The organism is Streptomyces sp. NPDC018026, from assembly GCF_044327745.1.
Classification (GTDB): domain Bacteria; phylum Actinomycetota; class Actinomycetes; order Streptomycetales; family Streptomycetaceae; genus Streptomyces; species Streptomyces rubrogriseus.
The window spans coordinates 810461-827872 of sequence record NZ_JBIRFY010000001.1 but is presented as its reverse complement, the minus strand read 5'-3'; the positions used below and the strand labels follow the sequence as shown (position 1 = coordinate 827872).

The 17412-nt window shown below is 73.3% G+C and carries 20 protein-coding genes; 3 read left to right on the top strand and 17 right to left on the bottom strand.

What is annotated here, in order from left to right; all coding sequences use genetic code 11:
* Positions 1 to 45 precede the first annotated feature (45 nt).
* Positions 46 to 867 (top strand): methyltransferase domain-containing protein, encoded by an 822-nt coding sequence (locus ACH4D3_RS03405; protein ID WP_398315830.1) that lies wholly within the window; start codon positions 46 to 48, stop codon positions 865 to 867.
* A gap of 96 nt (positions 868 to 963) precedes the next feature.
* Here ACH4D3_RS03405 and ACH4D3_RS03400 read toward each other — a convergent pair whose 3' ends face one another.
* The 13 genes from ACH4D3_RS03400 to ACH4D3_RS03340 form a co-directional block, all read right to left on the bottom strand.
* Positions 964 to 1260: a gas vesicle protein K gene (locus tag ACH4D3_RS03400; RefSeq protein ID WP_115745156.1), complete on the bottom strand. Its 297-nt coding sequence runs from the start codon at positions 1258 to 1260 to the stop codon at positions 964 to 966.
* 1 nt (position 1261) lies between these two features.
* Positions 1262 to 1444: a gas vesicle protein gene (locus tag ACH4D3_RS03395; protein ID WP_398315828.1), complete on the bottom strand. Its 183-nt coding sequence runs from the start codon at positions 1442 to 1444 to the stop codon at positions 1262 to 1264.
* Entirely contained in the window at positions 1441 to 2235 is a 795-nt protein-coding gene (locus ACH4D3_RS03390) for a GvpL/GvpF family gas vesicle protein (protein WP_398315826.1), read from the bottom strand. The genes ACH4D3_RS03395 and ACH4D3_RS03390 overlap by 4 nt, the downstream gene beginning before the upstream one ends.
* The gene (locus ACH4D3_RS03385; RefSeq protein WP_398315824.1) at positions 2232 to 2561 is read right to left on the bottom strand and encodes a gas vesicle protein; all 330 of its coding nucleotides are present in this window, start codon (positions 2559 to 2561) and stop codon (positions 2232 to 2234) included. Before ACH4D3_RS03385 ends, ACH4D3_RS03390 begins: the two co-directional genes overlap by 4 nt.
* On the bottom strand, positions 2558 to 3544 hold the full coding sequence (locus ACH4D3_RS03380; RefSeq protein WP_398315822.1) for an SRPBCC family protein: 987 nt from the start codon (positions 3542 to 3544) through the stop codon (positions 2558 to 2560). The genes ACH4D3_RS03385 and ACH4D3_RS03380 overlap by 4 nt, the downstream gene beginning before the upstream one ends.
* Complete coding sequence (locus tag ACH4D3_RS03375) at positions 3541 to 4134, bottom strand: DNA primase (protein WP_398315820.1); 594 nt, start codon at positions 4132 to 4134, stop codon at positions 3541 to 3543. The genes ACH4D3_RS03380 and ACH4D3_RS03375 overlap by 4 nt, the downstream gene beginning before the upstream one ends.
* The gene (locus tag ACH4D3_RS03370; RefSeq protein ID WP_398315818.1) at positions 4131 to 4394 is read right to left on the bottom strand and encodes a gas vesicle protein GvpG; all 264 of its coding nucleotides are present in this window, start codon (positions 4392 to 4394) and stop codon (positions 4131 to 4133) included. The genes ACH4D3_RS03375 and ACH4D3_RS03370 overlap by 4 nt, the downstream gene beginning before the upstream one ends.
* A 4-nt stretch (positions 4395 to 4398) precedes the next feature.
* A complete protein-coding gene (locus tag ACH4D3_RS03365) occupies positions 4399 to 5172 on the bottom strand; it encodes a GvpL/GvpF family gas vesicle protein (RefSeq protein WP_398315816.1) in 774 nt (257 codons plus the stop codon).
* Entirely contained in the window at positions 5169 to 5606 is a 438-nt protein-coding gene (locus ACH4D3_RS03360) for a gas vesicle structural protein GvpA (RefSeq protein WP_398315814.1), read from the bottom strand. Before ACH4D3_RS03360 ends, ACH4D3_RS03365 begins: the two co-directional genes overlap by 4 nt.
* A gap of 70 nt (positions 5607 to 5676) precedes the next feature.
* Positions 5677 to 6042 (bottom strand): gas vesicle protein, encoded by a 366-nt coding sequence (locus ACH4D3_RS03355; RefSeq protein ID WP_398315812.1) that lies wholly within the window; start codon positions 6040 to 6042, stop codon positions 5677 to 5679.
* 83 nt (positions 6043 to 6125) lie between these two features.
* Complete coding sequence (gene ligD, locus ACH4D3_RS03350; RefSeq protein ID WP_398316627.1) at positions 6126 to 7031, bottom strand: non-homologous end-joining DNA ligase; 906 nt, start codon at positions 7029 to 7031, stop codon at positions 6126 to 6128.
* A 47-nt stretch (positions 7032 to 7078) separates the two neighbouring features.
* Complete coding sequence (locus ACH4D3_RS03345; protein ID WP_398315810.1) at positions 7079 to 8926, bottom strand: transketolase; 1848 nt, start codon at positions 8924 to 8926, stop codon at positions 7079 to 7081.
* Complete coding sequence (locus tag ACH4D3_RS03340) at positions 8923 to 10746, bottom strand: FAD-dependent oxidoreductase (protein ID WP_398315808.1); 1824 nt, start codon at positions 10744 to 10746, stop codon at positions 8923 to 8925. Before ACH4D3_RS03340 ends, ACH4D3_RS03345 begins: the two co-directional genes overlap by 4 nt.
* A gap of 290 nt (positions 10747 to 11036) precedes the next feature.
* Between ACH4D3_RS03340 and ACH4D3_RS03335 the strand changes: the two genes are divergently transcribed.
* Positions 11037 to 11384: a VOC family protein gene (locus ACH4D3_RS03335; protein ID WP_398315806.1), complete on the top strand. Its 348-nt coding sequence runs from the start codon at positions 11037 to 11039 to the stop codon at positions 11382 to 11384.
* A gap of 35 nt (positions 11385 to 11419) precedes the next feature.
* Here ACH4D3_RS03335 and ACH4D3_RS03330 read toward each other — a convergent pair whose 3' ends face one another.
* Positions 11420 to 13381: a DUF5107 domain-containing protein gene (locus ACH4D3_RS03330; RefSeq protein ID WP_398315804.1), complete on the bottom strand. Its 1962-nt coding sequence runs from the start codon at positions 13379 to 13381 to the stop codon at positions 11420 to 11422.
* A 163-nt stretch (positions 13382 to 13544) separates the two neighbouring features.
* Here ACH4D3_RS03330 and ACH4D3_RS03325 point away from each other — a divergent pair, with 163 nt between their 5' ends.
* Positions 13545 to 13892 (top strand): DUF6204 family protein, encoded by a 348-nt coding sequence (locus ACH4D3_RS03325; protein ID WP_127894673.1) that lies wholly within the window; start codon positions 13545 to 13547, stop codon positions 13890 to 13892.
* On the opposite strand, the gene ACH4D3_RS03320 is transcribed toward ACH4D3_RS03325, so the two are convergent.
* The 3 genes from ACH4D3_RS03320 to ACH4D3_RS03310 are packed head-to-tail and all read right to left on the bottom strand — an operon-like array spanning position 13864 to position 17378.
* Positions 13864 to 14463 (bottom strand): GNAT family N-acetyltransferase, encoded by a 600-nt coding sequence (locus tag ACH4D3_RS03320; RefSeq protein ID WP_398315802.1) that lies wholly within the window; start codon positions 14461 to 14463, stop codon positions 13864 to 13866. The genes ACH4D3_RS03325 and ACH4D3_RS03320 overlap by 29 nt on opposite strands.
* 9 nt (positions 14464 to 14472) lie before the next feature.
* Positions 14473 to 15414, bottom strand: a complete 942-nt coding sequence (locus ACH4D3_RS03315) for an LD-carboxypeptidase (protein ID WP_398315800.1) — start codon at positions 15412 to 15414, stop codon at positions 14473 to 14475.
* Positions 15411 to 17378, bottom strand: coding sequence for a prolyl oligopeptidase family serine peptidase (locus tag ACH4D3_RS03310; RefSeq protein WP_398315798.1), 1968 nt, complete (start codon positions 17376 to 17378; stop codon positions 15411 to 15413). Before ACH4D3_RS03310 ends, ACH4D3_RS03315 begins: the two co-directional genes overlap by 4 nt.
* Positions 17379 to 17412 lie beyond the last annotated feature (34 nt).

The window sequence follows — 17412 nt, the reverse complement described above, 5'->3', positions numbered from 1 at the left end:
CTGGCGGGCGTACCGTGATCACACTGTCGGGAGAGGGGATCGACCATGCCGAAGCCGCATGAGACCGCCGTCTACACGCACGGGCACCATGAGTCCGTGCTGCGCTCGCACACCTGGCGCACCGCCGAGAACTCCGCCGCCTACCTGCTCGACTCCCTGCGGCCCCACATGCGGATCCTGGACATCGGCTGCGGGCCGGGCACCATCACCGCCGACCTGGCGGAACTGGTCCCGGACGGCCACGTCACCGGCGTGGACCGGTCGCCGGAGATCGTGGAGCGGGCCAGGGCCACGGCCGCCGCGCGGGGGCTGGAGAACACCGACTTCGCGGTCGCGGACGTGCACGCACTGGACTACCCGGACGACACCTTCTGCGTGGTCCACGCCCACCAGGTGCTCCAGCACGTGGGTGACCCGGTGCAGGCGCTGCGCGAGATGAAGCGGGTGGCGCGGCCGGGCGGGTTCGTCGCCGTCCGTGATTCCGACTACGGGGCCATGACCTGGTACCCCGCGTCCCCGGGCATGGACGACTGGCTGGACCTGTACCACCGGGTGGCCCGCGCCAACGGCGGCGAGCCGGACGCCGGACGCCGGCTGAAGGCCTGGGCGCTGGAGGCGGGCTTCACCGACATCACGGCGACCTCGGGCACCTGGACCTTCACCACGCCCGAGGAGCGGGAGTGGTGGAGCGGCCTGTGGGCGGACCGCACCCTGGCGTCGGCGTACGCGGAGCGCGCCACCGAGGGCGGCCATGCGACGCCGGAGCGACTGCGCGCCGTCTCGGCGGCCTGGCGGGACTGGGGAAGGCACCCGGAGAGCTGGTTCAGCGTTCTGCACGGAGAAGTTCTGTGCCGAAAGGAAGCCTGACCGGCGCACGACGGGTGCCGAACAACAGGTGACGAACACCGGGTGACGAACAACAGGTGGGGGCAGCAGGTGACGAGGTCGCTGTTCCGGGAGTGCTCACTCCCGGGGCAGCAGCGGTCCCAGCGGCCCGAGGTCCAGGTTCAGGTCCTCGGGCCGCAGTCCGTAGCGGTCGCGCAGTTCGGTCATGCGGTCGTCGAGGAGCATCAGGGTGAGCCCGATCCGCTCTTCCTGGTCCTCGCTCAGGTCGCCCTCGTCGACACGGCGCAGCGCCTGGCGTTCCATGAGCTGGCGCAGCAGTTCGACGACCGTCAGGACCAGCTTGATCAGGTCGCGCTCCACCGTGTCGGGCTCGAGGTCGAGGCGGCGCTTGCGGGGCTCGGCGGGTTCGGTCACGTCAGTCCCCGAACGGTGCGGGAACGTTGCGGTTGACCGAGCTGATCAGCGCGTTCAGGTCGATGCGGACCAGGTCGACGTCCGCGATGCGCAGCGTGACGTCACCGGTGATGACGACCCCGCCCGCCAGCAGCCGGTCGAGCAGGTCGACCAACGCGATCTCGCGGCGCTCCACGACGGTCATGCCCCCTCCTCCTCTGTCTCGCCGGCGAAGGAGTAGGCCGCCCACGGACCGGTGAGTTCCACGCGGATTCCGGGGGCGTCGTCCTTCGTACGGTCCACCGTTTCGACGAATTCCTCGGATGCGTCGCGGGCCACCAGATAGGCGGCGTTGAGAACGTTCCGGCCGGCGGCACCGGAAAGGCGGGGGTTCTGCGGCGCGTGCAGCCGGGCGCCGTCGGCGCGGTCGGACAGCGTCGCGTGCAGCCCGGTGGCGAACTCCTCGGCCCTGCTCCACAGGTCGTCGTTCGCCCGGGACTGCCGACGCCGCTGCCGAAGGTAGTCCCGACCCGAGGCGGGCTTCGGCTCGGGCTGTGCCGACGCGGCCGGCCGCGCGGACCGCGCCTGCTGCGCCGGATCCGCCTCGACGTACACCTTCACGCCCCACTCCACCCGGCCGTCCAGCCGGTCGAGCGTGCGCCGGAAGGCCGCCGCGCGCTCCTCCAGCATCACGCGTACGCCGCTGTCGTCCCTGAAGACGGTGGCCAGCCGGAGCGGCAGCGGGGTGGTGACGACGGTGAGCGCGTCGACCACCTGCTGGTGGGCACGGGCGGTGGCGGTCAGCCAGTCCAGGTCCTCCAGGTGGTCGCGCAGCGCCTCCTCGCCGAAGTCGGCCTCGGGCACATGGCTGACGACGGCGACCAGGTCTCCGTGCGGCAGCAGCCGGGGCGGGTCGTCCGCCACGCCCGTGAGCTGGGACTGAAGGGGCGCGCCGAAGGGGCGGCACACGGCGTAGACGTAGCGCAGTCCGGTCACGACGCCTCCTCCCTCGGCACCCGGCCCGGGTCAAGCTCACGCAGGCGTTCGCGGAGCGCCGCGTTCTCCCGGGTGAGTTCGTCGCGCCGGGCGCGCGAGGACAGTGCGGGGTCGCTCTCCCACCAGTCGATGCCCATCTCCTTGGCCTTGTCGACGGAGGCGACCACCAGCCGCAGCTTGATGGTGAGCAACTCGATGTCGAGCAGGTTGATCCGGATGTCGCCCGCGATGACGACACCCTTGTCGAGCACCCGCTCCAGGATGTCGGCGAGGTTGGCGCTCTGTCCCTGGCCGTAGGGATCGGGCAGCCGGCTGGGGGTCGTCATCGACGGCTCCCGCCCTCGGCGTCCTCGTACTCGTACTCCTCTGCGGGCTCGTACTCGTCCTCGTACTCGTCTTCGTACTCCTCCGCGGGCTCGCCCTCCTCTTCCTCCTCGGCGATCGCGTCCTCGTGGCTGCGGACGACCTCGCCGTCGCGGATCTCGCCGCGCCAGCCGTCGTCGGCCTCGCCCTTGAAGGTGATGTGGCGGACGTAGTTCTTGAGGTCGAGCCGGGCCCGGCGGCCCTGGGCGCGCCAGATGTTGCCGGTCTTCTCGAACAGGCCCTTCGGGTAGTACTCGATGACCAGGACGACCCGGGTCAGATTGGCGGCGAGCTCGTGGAAGCTGACGACGCCCTTGGTGGAGCCCTTGGCGCCCTCCGACGTCCAGGAGATCCGGTCGTCGGGCACCTGCTCGGTGGTCGTCGCCTTCCAGCTGCGGTTGGACCACAAGACCTTCAGCTGCCAGTCGGAGGACGTGTCGTCGGCGCGGTTCGCGCTCTTGACGCCCTTCGCGAAGGTGCTGAAGTCCTGGTACTGGGTCCACTGGTCGTAGGCCGTGCGCAGCGGCACGCCCACGTCGACGTACTCGATGACGACGGTCGGCTTCTGACCCCCACCGCCCTTCTTGCGGCCCTTGCCGCCGGTGAGGTTCTTGACGGCGCCGAGCACGTTGTCCTTCACCTTGCCGGCGCCGACCTCGAAGGCGGCCCGCACCGGGCTCTTGCCCTCGGCGAGCTTGCGTCCGCCGTCGAGGGCGAGCTTGGCGAATCCGGGGCTGTTGCCCTCGGCGATGTCGTTGAGTTTGCCGGTGGTCTCGCCGAGCTTGGTGCCGACCCCGGTCAGCAGCCGGGTCGCCTGTGCGGCGAGGTAGTCCTGCACCTCGGCCTTGAGGCGGTCGGCCGCCTCGCTCTGCGCCACGTCGGCCAGTGGGTTCTTCTTCGCGGCCGTTCCCGCCGTGGAGGCCGCGGACCCGAGGGAGTCGCTCATCGCTCACCACCGTCCTTAGACTGCCGGGCACGGGCACCGCGGGCGGCACTCCCGGCCCCTGCCGTCTTCTTTCCGGCCGCCTTCTTGGCGGGCTGGGCGCGCTTGGCCGCCGTCTTCTTCTTCGCGGGGGCCTTGGCGGCGGCCTTCGTCGCGGGCCGCGCGCGCCGGGGCGCCCGCCGCTCCGAGGCCTCCGAGGCCTTCGAGGCCTTCGAGTCCTCGGAGTCATGGAGGTCGCGGGCGTCGTCGGATCCGGTGCCGGGCGCCCGGGACGCCACGCCGGAGAGCTGGTCGCGCATCTCGGCGGTGCGCCCGTGCAGCCGGTCGGCGAGCGCGTCCATCTGCCGCTCGACCATGGCGCCCGAGGCGGCCTTGCCCACGCCCCGCAGGTCCGTGCGCAACTGGTCCCCGATCTCCTTGAACTGCGGGTTGTCCTGCAGTTGGCCCGAGACCAGTTCGGCGACGCCCTTCGGGGTCAGATTCAGCTTCTTGCCGGCCACCATGGTGCCCACGGCGACCGCCATTTTCAGCTTCTTCGTGCGTCCCAGCAGGTATCCGGCCCCTATGGCGAGGCCCAGTCCCACTCGATTCATGGTGCCGTCCCGTTGCCCAATCCCGCGCTCGTGCGCGTAGCGATCTCCAGCCGGTCCAGAAGCTCGTCCTCCTGTCGGTCGAACTTTTCCTCCGTGATCTCACCGGCCTCCAACTTCTCTTCCAGGCGGGCGAGTTCGGCCCGAACAGTGGCAGGGTCGCAGTAGATCCGCTCGGCTTCCGCCAGCACCTGTCCGATGACCCAGCCGCTGCCGCGCACCGGTGCGAACGGCAGCAGCAGGACCTCCGAGATCAGTCCCATGTCGTCACCCCGCTCCGGCGTCCGCACCGCCGGCCGCCGTACCCGCGGGCTCGGCGGGGCCGGGCTCGACGAAGCTGTACGGCGGCAGCGGGCCGTTCACCCGGACCTCCAGGTGCGGCATCCGGCCGCGAGCCCGCTCGACGGCGGCCAGGAACTCGTCGGCCGCCTCCCGCTTCACCAGGAACGAGACGTTGGCCAGCCAGCCGGTGGACTCGGGGCCCACGCTCACGGCGTCGGCGACGGCCTCCAGGGCGCGCTCCAGCGCCGTGCCGTCCGCGACCTCCCTGTCCTTGACCGCGGCCGCGACCATCTCACCGAGCCGGATCTTCGTCTCGTAGGTCCCGCCGCCCGCCTGCCTGTTGGACTCGGCGAGGGCGCGGATCTCGGGGTTCTCGGCCATCACGTGATGCAGTACGGCCTCTTCGACGTGGTTGGCCTTGACGTTGTACTCGACACGGCCGCCCAGCGCCCCCAGGCGTTCCGCGTAGTGCTCGGCACGCTCGGCGAGGACTCCGGTGACCGCCTTGTCGTCGGGGGCGAGGCTGCCGAAGCGCATGGGCAGCACACAGCCGTCCGCGCCGATCTCGCTCAGCACGTTCTGGTGGGCGAGCAGTTCCCTGCGCTTGGGGCGCAGTCCCTCGGGGGCGTCGCTGACGACGGCCGCCAGTTCGCCCTCCACGAGGATCCGCACCTTGCGCGGCGGGTCCCCGACCCCGCCCGTGTCCTCGGGAAGCGAGGGATGCGTGGCGGCGGTGATGCCGTAGACGTACGTACTCACTCCTGCTCCTCCTTCCGGCGCGAGGGCGCGGCCTTGCGGGCCGGCGGCCGCGAGGACGTCTCACGCTCGGCGCCGCCGTCGTCACGGGCCTGCTTGAACGCGTCGGAGATCGTCTCGGCGGCGCCGGACAGCGCCCCCTTGGACTTGCCCCGGGCGCCGGACTCGGTCATCTCGCCGACCAGGTCGGGCAGTCCCGGGTCCTTGCGCGGCCCGGCCTCCAGGTCCAGCCTGTTGCATGCCTCGGCGAAGCGCAGATAGGTGTCCACGCTGGCGACGACGACACGGACGTCGATCTTCAGGATCTCGATGCCGACCAGGGAGACGCGCACGAATGCGTCGATGACGAGCCCCCTGTCCAGAACAAGCTCAAGCACGTCGTATAGGCCGCTGCTGCCGCCTCCACCGCCGGTCTGTTGTGCCGGTACGACAGTCATCCCAGCTGTTCCTCCGTATTCTCGGTCGCGTCCACGGTTTCTCTGTCTCGTCCTCGGCCTCGGCCTCGGCCTAGCGGCCGCCGCGGGAGTCGGCCCGTCCGCGCTCGTAGCGCCGGGCGCGCCGGTAGCCCGTGAGCTGCCCGTCGGCGTCCAGTTCCACCTGGTAGCTCGCCATCAGGCTCATGGTGTCGGGCACCCGCTCCAGTTCCAGGACCTCGACCTCAAGGGCCCAGCCCTCCTCCGTCTGCTCGAAGGACGACACGGACTCGGCGGTCATGCCGGTGAGCTCCGCGAGCTGGGCTCGCGCCTCGCGCAGAACCTCCATGGGCTTGGGGCGCTGCGACCTCTGTGGTGTCTGTGAGTCCTGCGAGTCCTGTGACTCGTGTGAACCTCGTTGCGAATCGTGGGATTCGGGCGTCTTCTTGGTGTTGGTCATGGCCACCTCGTCCACTCGGGTGGCCGTATGTGTGTTCGCCAAACCTCGCCGAGTTGCGCGAGCCGCTCAGCCGTGCCCAGCGTTCAGCCGTGCAGGGCGTTCAGGCGCCGCCGGGCGGGGCCCAGGGCACGGGGACGGTTCATGACCCCGGCCCAGGGCCGGGTGCGGGCCTGCTCCACGGCGTCGGCGACTGTCCAGCGGCGGGCGTGCAGGGCCGGGTCGTCCAGCTGGTCCCAGGAGATGGGCGTGGCCACGGGGGCGCCGGGGCGGGCCCGGACGGTGAGGGGGGCGACGGCGGTCTGCGCGTAGGCGTTGCGCTGGATGTCGAGGTAGAGCCGGTCCCCGCGGTCCTTCTTGCGGGCGGCGGTGGTGAGCCGGCCGGGGTGGGCGGCGGCCAGGACGTCGGCGACGGCCCGCGCGAACTCCCGTACGTCGTCGAAGTGTTGGCGGCCGTCCAGCGGCACGACGACGTGCAGACCCCGGGACCCGGTGGTCATCGGCGCGGAGGGCAGCTTCAGCTCGTCGAGCAGTTCGCCCAGCAGCCGGGCCGCCCCGCGCACCGCCTCGAAGTCGTCCTGGGCCGGGTCGAGGTCGAAGACCATGCGGTCGGGCCGGTCGAGCCGCCCGGTCCGGGACAGCCAGCGGTGCAGGGTGAGCGCGGCCTGGTCGGCGAGGTACACGAGGGTGGCGGAGTCGTCGCACACGGTGTGGCAGACGGTGCCGCCCTCCTTGCCGACCTCGACGCGGTCGATCCACTCCGGGTAGTGCTCCGGGGTGTTCTTCTGCATGAACCGCGGTCCGCCGACGCCGTCCGGATGCCGTTCCAGCATCAGCGGGCGGCCCCGCAGCTGCGGCAGCATGAACGGGGCGACGGCACGGTGGTAGTCGACGAGATCGGCCTTGGTGTACTCCTGCGCACCGCCCTCACCGGCCGGGAACAGCACCTTGTCCGGCCGGTGGACCTCCACCGTGTGCCGTCCGGCCCGCACGGTCCGGGCGCCGCCGCCCCCGCCATCCCTGCCGCCGCCACTCCTGCTCACGGAACGATCGCCTGCTCCACGAGCATCCGTGCGGCCGCCTCGATGGACTCGGCGTCGATCCCCGCGGCGTGGAGTTCCTCCGCCGGGGTCGCGGAGCCCGGCATCGTCGTGACCGCGAGCCGCACCAGCCGGGGCACGGGCCGCCCGTCCGTGAAGGCGTCCAGGACGGCGTCGCCGATGCCGCCCTCCCGCCGGTGGTCCTCCACGGTCACCAGGCAGCCGGTCTCCTCGGCGGCCGCGCGCAGGGTGGCCCGGTCGACGGGCTTGACCGAGTACAGGTCGATCACCCGGACCGGGATGCCGTCCGCTCCGAGTGCGTCGGCCGCGGCGAGCGCCTCGTGCAGGGTGACCCCGGCCGCGACGACGGTGAGCCGGTCGGCGTCGGAGGAGCGCAGCACCTTGCTGCCGCCGACGGGGAACTCCTCGTCGGGGCCGTAGATCACCGTGCTCTCGCCCCGCGAGGTGCGCAGATAGCGGATGCCCTCCAGGCCGGCCATCTCGGCGACGAGGCGCGCGGCCTGGTTGGCGTCGCACGGGTACAGCACAGTCGAGCCGTGGATGGCCCGCATCATGGCGAGGTCCTCCAGCCCCATCTGGCTGGGCCCGTCCTGGCCGATGGCGACCCCCGCGTGGGAGCCGACGAGGTTGATGCCGGCGCCGCTGATCGAGGCCATGCGCACGAAATCGTGGGCGCGGGTCAGGAAGGCGGCGAAGGTGGTGGCGAACGGCACCCAGCCGCGGGCCGCCATCCCCACCGCGGCGGCGACCATCTGCTGCTCGGCGATGTAGCACTCGAAGTAGCGCTCGGGGTGTTCCTTGGCGAAGAACTCGGCCCGGGTAGAGTCGCCGACCTCGCCGTCGAGGGCGACGACGTCGCCGCGCGCGGTGCCGACCGCGGCGAGCGCCTCGCCGAAGGCGTTGCGGGTGGCGACCTCGTCGCCCCGGTCGTAGCGGGGCAGCTCGGTCTGCCCGGTGCCCGTCGAACGCAGCGACCGGGCGTCCTCGGGCGCGTGCACCCGCACTGTGATGTCACGGGGGCCGCCGAGTTCGGCGACGGCCTCCTCGGCGTCGGGCACCGGCTTGCCGTGCTGGCCCTCGCGGTCCTCCACGGCCTGCACGCCCTTGCCCTTGAGGGTGCGGGCGATGATCGCGGTGGGCTGGCCCCTGGTGGACAAGGCCTCGCCGTAGGCGCGGTCGACGGCGTCGACGTCATGGCCGTCGACCTCGATCGTGTGCCACTCGAAGGCCCGGAACCGGCGCGCGTACGCGTCGAGGTCGTGGCCGTGCCGGGTGGGGCCGCGCTGGCCGAGCCGGTTGACGTCGACGATCACGGTGAGGTTGTCGAGGTGCTCGTACCCGGCGTGCTCGGCGGCCTCCCACACCGATCCCTCGGCCATCTCGCTGTCCCCGCACAGCACCCACACGCGGTAGTCGGTGTGGTCGAGCCGCTTGCCGGACAGCGCGATGCCGACGCCCACGGGCAGTCCCTGCCCGAGCGAACCGGTGGCCGTCTCGACCCACGGCAGCCGCTGCGGCGTGGGGTGCCCCTCCAGACGGCTGCCCCGCTTGCGGAAGGTGAGCAGTTCCTCGTCGTCGACGGCGCCCGCCGCCTTGAAGGCGGAGTACAGCAGGGGCGAGGCGTGTCCCTTGGAGAGTACGAAGCGGTCGTTGCCGGGGTGGGCGGGGCGCTCGAAGTCGTAGCGGAGGTGGTTGGCCAGCAGTACGGCCATCAGGTCCGCGGCGGACATCGACGACGTCGGGTGCCCGGAGCCCGCGGCGGCGGCCGCCCGTACGCTGTCGACGCGCAACTGCTGTCCGAGGTCGACGAGTTCACCGGTGTTCATGAGTCTCCTTCCGCGGCACGTCCGTCGGTTCGCTTGACGGGGCCGGGGGCGATGTCGGGTCCGGGGGGCGGCTGGTGCGCCGGCGGCTCGGGACCTGGGTCGGCCGGCGGGCCCGCGGACCGGCTCGGTCCGGACGGGGCGGTGGGCCGTTTCCCGGCGGAGCCCGCTCCGGAGGCGCGGGAGGACTGGCCCGGCTTGCCCGCCTTGCCTGCCTTGCCGGAGCCTTCTCGGGCGGGGCGCGGTCCGGCGGCCTCGACGGCGCGGCGCGGCTTGCCGGACGCGCGGGGCGAGCCGGACTGGCTCCGCTTCGCCCGCTCACCGTGCGACCGGCTCCCGGCGGACCCGGCGTCGGTCCCCGTCTGGGCCGGCTCCCCGCCCGGCTGGTTCTTCGCGGGCTCACCGCCCGGCTGGTTCTTTCCGGGCTCACCACCCGGCTGCCCCTTCGCGGGCTCGTCGCCGTCGGCATGCTTCCCGGCGGCCCCGGCGGCCCCGGCGGCCTTCCCGGTCCGCTCAGGACGTCCCGGCACCCGTGCGACCTCCGGCGACGACGATTCCAGCGGCACCGACCAGGACCGTACGAGGCCCAGCTGTACGGCCTGGCGGGGCAGCACCGCGTCGAGCAGCCAGTCGGCGGCGACCCGCACGCGGTTGGCCGGCATCGCCGCGAGGTGGTAGCCCCGGGTGACCGCACCCGCCGCCGGGCCGGACATCGGCAGGCCGAGCGGGTTGGCCGCGGCCTTGGCGCCGCCGAGGTCCACGACGAACCCCAGGTCACGGTGGCGGTAGGCCCGCCGCTCCCCGCGGCCGAGCGAGGCGACGACGTTGTGGGCGCAGACCTTGCCGTGCCGCCAGGCGTGCTGTGCGGTCATCGGCGTGTACTGGCCCGGGTGGTTCAGGTCGGGCACCGCCGCCACGTCACCGCAGGCGAACAGCTCGGGCCGGCCCGGCACCTGGAGGTGGGAGTCGACGAGCAGCCGACCGCGTTCCATGGGCAGCCCCAGGGACTCCACCAGCGGGTCGGGCCGCACGCCCACGCACCACACGAGTGTGCGGGTGTCGACGGTGGACCCGTCGGTCAGTACGACCCCGTCGCGGGTGGCCTCCTTCACGGAGGTCCCCATCCGCACCTCGACGCCCCGCTGCCGCAGGACCCGCTCGGCGGTGCGGGAGAGCCGTTCGTCCATCTCGGGCATGACCCGAGGCGCCACGTCGAGCAGCATCCAGCGCGGCCGCATGCCGGTCCGCATCGGGTGCTTGCGGACCTGCGCGTCGGTGTACATCGCGCCGTGCGCGGCGACCTCGGTGCCGGTGTACCCCGCACCGACCACGACGAACGTGCACCGCGCGGCGCACTCCGCCCGGTCGTCGGCCGCGGCGGCCAGTTCCACCTGCCGGGTCACGTGGTCGCGCAGGTAGAGCGCCTCCGGCAGCCCGCGGAAGCCGTGGGCGTGCTCGGCGACGCCGGGGACGGGCAGCAGTTTGTTGACGCTGCCCGCGGCGAGCACCAGCCGGTCGTAGGCCAGGGTGCCCTCCTCGCCCTCCGGGCCGGTGTAGCGCACGGTGCGCCCGTCGAGGTCGATCCCCTCGGCCTCGCCCAGCACCAGCCGGACGTGCGGCAGCGTGCCCGACAGGGACACGCTGACCCGGCGCGGTTCCAGGATTCCGGCGGCGACCTGGGGCAGCAGGGGCAGGTAGAGGAAGTAGTCGGTCGGGTTGAGCAGGGTGATGTCGGCCTGGTGCCGGGTGAGCCGGGACAGGGTGCGGGCCGTCCGGTACCCGGCGAAACCGGCACCGACGATCACGATGCGGGGTCGGCTCACGGTTCGCCTCCGGGCTGTCGCGTACCTCATGAGCCTTCCGCGTCCCCTGGGCCGGGGCGCCCAAACGTCCGCGGGGAGGTCGCGGCACCTCCGGGGAGGTCGACGCGGTGATGACCGGCGGCCGGTTCCGGCTGGGCGTCGGTCCGCGACAGCCGGGGGTGCGGCGACGACGTGGACGAGCACGTGGCGGGGCTGAAGCAGTTCGCCGACGCCGGTTTCGACCGGGTCTGCATGGGTTGCGGGTACCCGCCGGTCCCGCCGGTCCCGCCGGTCCAACTAGGCTCGTCCGTATGGACATTCTGGGAGCCACACTGCGCATCTACGTCGACGACCTGGACAAGGCGATCCCCTTCTACGAGGGTCTGGCGGGCGGCGAGGCCCTCCGCTTCGAACGCGGCGGCGTCCAGGTCGCCGCCATCGGCTGCTTCCTGCTGATGAGCGGGCCGGAGTCGCAACTCGAGGTGCTGCGCAAGGTGGCCGCGACGATCGCCGTGTCGGACGTCGAGGAGACCCGTCGCGTACTGGGCTCACTGGGCGCCGACATCATCGCCGGGCCGGTCGCCACTCCCGTCGGCCGCAACCTGATCGCCCGGCACCCGGACGGGGCGATCTACGAGTACGTGGACCGGCAGCAGTAGGGCCCCGGCACGTCACCCGAGGGGCCGGGCGGGGCTCACTCCCCGTCCGGCCACATCCGGAAGTCGTAGCGGGCCGGGAGCGGTGCGTCGTCCAGCCGTGCCCACAGCAGGCCGATGCCGTCGGCGCCCTCCCTGAGGTCGGCGACCTCGAAGCCCTCGTCGAACACGGCACGGGCGTCCTCGCGCCGGCCCTCCGCGGCCAGCAGTCCGGCCTCGATCAGCCGGTACCGGCCGCGGGCCGCCGTCTCCGGATCCAGCCGTTCCCACACGGCCCGGGCGTCCGCGGTGCGCCCGGCCGCGAGCAGCGCCCCGATCGCCTCCCGGCCCAGCGACGCGGTGACGGCCGCCCATCCGTCGTCCCCCTTCGCCGCGTCGCTCCGGCGTGCGCACAGGTCGTCGAAGGCCTCCGCGTACCGGTCGGCGGCCCGCTCGCCGTGGCCGTCCTCCTGGTCGGCGACGGCGAGGCAGCGCAGCAACGGCCAGCGGTCCGTGGCGGACTTGAGGCCGCGCTCCCAACTGCGCACCGCCTGCGCCCGGTCGTCGCCGTGCCACTGGGCGACACCGAGGTGGTACTCGGCCGACGGCGTGGCGGCCGTGGTCTCCAGCATGTCCCGCCAGGGCCGGGCGACCAGCGTCCCGCCGGGCGGCTCGTCGTGCCGCGGCGCGGGCAGTGACCCGGTGCGCAACAGGTGCAGCCAGGGCCGCTGTTCCGCGCCGAGGGTGTCCTCCGCGAAGGGCGTGCCGGGCAGCTTCCAGCCGGCCCGCAGCACCTCCAGCGCGCCCCATCCCGACCCGGTGGCCAGGCGCTCGCCCGGCTCGGTGTCGGCACACGGCCGCCAGGCGTCGTACGCGGCGTCGACGTCGGCCCGCGGCAGGGCGGCCTCCAGTCGGTCCTCGGCCCGGCGCAGCACGGTGTGCCAGTCGCCGTCGGGCCGGGCGTCGAGCGGTCCGTACGCCTCCAGCCAGGACACCTCGCTCTCCGCCTCCAGCTTGACGTGTTCGAGCTGGGTGCGGACGAGCCCCGCCTGGATCTCGCAGTAGCCGCCGGTGCCCGGTTCGGTGAGCCACTCCTGCCAGCGGCGTCCGCCGGGTCCGGTGCCCCACACGAACAGCTTGCGGCCGCGCAGCAGGTCGGTCGAGGTCTGCACCAGCCCGTGGCCGTCGTCGTCGAGCGCGGCGATCCAGCGGCGCCGGTCGTCCGGCACCTCGTAGAAGTAGTCGGCGGCGTAGGTGCTGTTCAGTGGGTACGTGCGGTCGACGCCGTCGTACTCCGGCACCGGGACCCGGCGCAGCCTGCGCTCGTAACCGAAGTGCCAGGCCTCGTCGGCCGGGGCCAGGACGCGGCGGTCCTCGGGGACGGCGATGTTGGACCACCAGTAGGTGGGCGCCGGGCGTTCGTGCGGGTTGCGGATGCGGGCGCCGACGTAGAGGAAGTCCGAGCCCTCCGGCAGCCACAGGTCGACCTGGAAGGGCAGGTCGCGCAGCCGTTCCCACTCCCACAGGCGCAGCATCCGGCCGCCGTCGGGGGCGGGGACGCGGGCGGCGTGCACGGGCGAGCAGGACAGGGTGGTGTGGCCGGTGGCGCCGATGTTCCATTCGATGCCGCCGGAGAACCAGGCGCCGTTGAGGGCGAAGTTGGCGGGCTGGAGGACCGGGTTGGCGTAGAGCAGTTCGCGGTCGGTCGGCTTGTGGTGGAGCGAGGCGATGCGGCCGCCGAGGGCAGGCAGGACGGTGACCCGCAGCCGGTCGTTCTCGATGACGAGGGCGTCCAGCCCACGCGGTTCGCGCCCGCGGCCGTAGCCGTCCCGGACCTGGGCGGGCAGCAGGCTGCGCAGGGGCTCGTAGTCGATCTGGCGGGCCATGTCGCGCGGCAGGCCCGCCCGGTCCCGGTCGTCGATGCGGTGGGCCTCGTCCAGGGGGCGCAGCGGCGGCAGGGGGTTGTCCGGCCCCGGCGGCGCGGCGGGCAGGGTCAGTACCTCGCGTCGGATCGTCGTCACGCTTCCCCATGGAAGCCGCTCCCCGGCGCGGTGAACAGGGTCTCCGTGGACCGGGCCGGGGCGACGTGCCTCACGTTTAATCCGCTGGGACCCGTAAGTGCGCGGGCGTAGGGTCAGGCGGTCGACGCGCGTACCAGGACGAAGAAGACTAAGGAGAGCGGCCGTGAGTGAGCAGCACACCTACCGGGTGATCGTCCGGGGCACCTGGGAGGGGCTGACCGAGGAGGCGCGGGACCGGCTGCTCGCCGAGGCGGGCGAGCACGGGATGGCGAGCATGCGGTTCACCGAGGAGGGCTCGCTGTCGTACGAACCCGCACCGCTGAAGCATTTTTCGATGCGCTACGTGGTGGTGTCGGACGCGGCGGACGGCGAGGAGATGGCGGGAGCGATCGCCGAGGACCGGGCGGAGGGCACGCTGCGCGGGCTCGGCTACGGGTTCGGCGACCTCAAGTCCACGGTGACGGACCTGGACACGATGAAGATCAACCGGAAGTCACGGTCTCGGCGGTGATCGCCCAGCGCTGGTGGTCGCGCCAGGCGCCGTCGATGTAGAGCATCTTCGGCGAGAAGCCCTCCAGGTGGAAGCCGCAGGCGCGGGCCAGTGCGATCGAGGCGGCGTTGCCCGGCTGGACGTTGATCTCCAGCCGGTGCAGCCGCATCGGCCCGAACGCGTACCGCACCACGAGGTCCAGCCCCTCGCGCATCAGCCCCCGGCCGGCCGCGTGCGCGAAGGCGCCGTAGCCGAGCGCGCCGCTGAGGAAGCCGCCCTCGACGATGTTGTTGATGTTGACGAACCCGGCGATGGAGCCGCCGTCCGGCCCTGGGCCCGTCGGCCCGTCCACCCCGTCCGCCGCCGCCGTGCCCTTCTCGCACACCAGGAACCCGGCCTTGGTGCGGTCCTCGATGAGCCGGCCCGCGTAGGCCTCGTACGCCTGGACGCTCTCCGGCGGGAAGAGCCAGGGGTGGTGCAGGTCCTTGCTCTGCCGTGCCCGGGCGGTGAACTCGGCGGCGTCCGCGTGGCTGAAGTGCCGGATGCCGACGCGCGGGCCCTCGGCGAGGTGGCGGGGCGGGGTGTGCGGCATGGGGTCAGCCTACGCCGGGCGGCACAGCGCCGGCCGGTCCAGCGTCAAGGTGCCCGCGTCCGCGTCGAGTTCCGCCGGTACGCCGAACGGGACGGTCAGCGCACCCTCGCAGTGCCCGAACCCGAAGTCCTCGACGACCGGCACGCCGAGGCCGCCGAGCCGGTCGGCCAGCAGGGGCCGCAGCCGTTCGTAGGGCCCGCACTCGGCCCACGAGCCGAGCAGCACGCCGCCGACCCCGTCGAGCCAGCCGGAGCGCAGCAACTGCGTGAGGTAGCGGTCGATGCGGTACGTCTCCTCCCCCACGTCCTCCAGGCACAGCAGGCCGCCGCGCGCGGAGGGCCGGGCGTGCGGGGTGCCCAGGTCGGCGGCGAGCAGGGCGAGGCAGCCGCCCAGGGTGACGCCCCGGGCCCGGCCGGGCACCAGCGGGGTGCCGCCGGAGGTGATCACACGGACCGTCTCCGGGTCGAACAGGGTGGCCCGCAGGTGCTCCTGCGCCCGGGCGTTCTTGATGAAGTCGATCCCAGCCGCCATCGGCCCGTGCAGCGTGACCAGGCCGAGGCGGGTGGCGAACGCCTCGTGCAGCGCGGTGATGTCGCTGAAGCCGACGAACACCTTGGGACCGGCCGCGCGCATCGCCTCCCAGTCGAGCAGGTCGGCCATGCGCTGGACGCCGTATCCGCCGCGGGCGCACAGCACGGCGTCCACGGCGGGGTCGCACCAGGCGGCCTGGAGGTCGGCGGCCCGGTCGGTGTCGGTGCCCGCGAGGTAGTCGAAGCTGCCGTGCCGGTCCAGGACGTGCGGCGCCACGACCGGGTCGAGGTCCCAGCCGCGCAGCACGTCCAGGCCCGCCTGGAGCCGCTCCTCGGGCACGGGGCCGCTGGGCGCGACGACGGCCACCCGGGCGCCGGGGGCGAGCCGGGCCGGCCGGACCAGCTCCCGCACCCGGCTCATCGGGTCAGCTCCAGGGCCGGGACGCCGGGCGGGGTCAGCCCGAAGACCTGTGCGTAGAGGGACAGCTCCGCCTCCAGGGCGCGCACCATGGTCTCCGCACGGCGGAAGCCGTGCCCCTCGCCCTCGAAGGCGAGGTAGGCGTGGGGTACGCCGCGGCCCGCCATCCGGTCGAGGAACCGCTCGCACTGCACGGGCGGGCAGATCACGTCGTCCAGTCCCTGGAGCAGCAGGAACGGGGCGGTGACGCGCTCGGCGTGCTCGGCGGGCGACCGGTCGGTGTAGCGGCCCGGGACCTCGGCGTACGGGCCGATCAGGCTCTCCAGGTACTGCGACTCGAAGTCGTGGGTCTCACCGGTCCCCCAGCCGGTCAGGTCGAGGATCGGGTAGCTGATCGTGCCGCAGGCGTAGACGTCGGTGGTGGCCAGGGAGGCGGCGGACGTCCAGCCGCCGGCGCTGCCGCCGCGCACGGCGAGCCGGTCCCGGTCGGCGGTGCCCTCGTCGGCGAGGGCGAGGGCGACGGCCGCGCAGTCCTCGACGTCGACGACGCCCCACTGCTCGCGCAGCCGGTTGCGGTACTCCCTGCCGTGGCCGCTGGAACCCCCGTAGTTGACCTCGGCGACGCCGATGCCGCGGGAGGTGAAGTAGGCGATCTCCAGGTCGAGGACGAGCGGGGAACGGCTGGTGGGGCCGCCGTGCGCCCAGATGACGTACGGCGGCAGTTCGCCGTCCGGGGCCCGGCAGCCGGGGTGGTGCGGCGGGTAGAGGTGGGCGTGGATCTCCCGTCCGCCCGGTCCCGTGAAGGTCCGGATCCGCGGCCGCGGGTAGAACTCCGGGTCCGTGGCGTCCTCGTGCGGGGCGCCGATCACCCGGGCGCGGCCGGTGCGGGCGTCCAGCTCGACGACCTCGTAGCCGCTGCGGGGGCTCGCGCCGACGGCGACGACCCGCTCCCCGTGCGTGGCGAGGGCGGGCGCGAACTCCGTCCAGGGACCCGCCGCGTCTACGACCTCGCCGGTCTCGGGGTCGAGTATGCCGAGGACGGCGGCGCCCCGGCCGTGCAGGACCGCGATCAGGCCGCTGTCCAGGGGTGCGAACCAGCGCTGCCCGAACTTCCACAGCGGCCCGCCGAACTCCTCCTCGCGGGGGCACAGCGGCCGCCCGTCGCGGTACAGGTTCCACCAGCCGGTGCGGTCGGAGGCGTACAGCAGGGTGCCGTCCGGGGCCCAGTCCGCCTGGGCGATCGACTCCTCGGGCCCGCCGGCGACGGTCCGGGCCTGCTGGAAGGTGCCCTCGGGACCGACCTCGGCGACGATCAGCTCGGTGCCGTCCCAGGGCATGCGGGGGTGGTCCCAGGCGAGCCAGGCGGCGCGGCGCCCGTCGGGCGAGAGGCGGGGTCCGGTGACGAAGCGGTGCCGCTCGGGGGCCAGTTCACGGACCGCGCCCCGGTCGTCGGCGGCGGAGCCGTCCAACGGCACCGCCACCGGCACGCGGCGCAGGTCGGTGGGCCCGTCGCCGGTGAACTCCTCCAGGACGCACCACACCTCGCCGCGCTCGGGACGCGGGTCCGGCTCGATCCAGCGCAGCCCGCCGCCCACCGCGGACAGCGGCGTCAGCGGACGCGGCTCGCCGCCGCCCGGGGTGAAGGCGTACAGCCGCTGGTCGGCGAAGTTCACGAAGACCACCAGCGGACCGGAGCCGGTCGTGGCCGCGCCCCAGGGACGGCCGCCGTACTCGATGACGCGGCTGCGCACGTTCCACGGTGCGGGCAGCACCGGCTCCTCGGTGCCGTCGGCGTGCCGCCGCACCAGGGTGCGCCGTCCGCCCTCGGTGGGCCGGGGCGCGGTCCACCACACCTCGTCACCGACGAAGCCGACGTCGTCGGGCCGTCCGTCGTGCGCGGCGGCGAGGGCCGCGTCGACGGGCGAGGGCCACGATCCGTATGACAGAGTCCGCACTGACTCTCCCACTTCTCCTCCAGCTGCTTGCTCGTCCGGGCGGTGC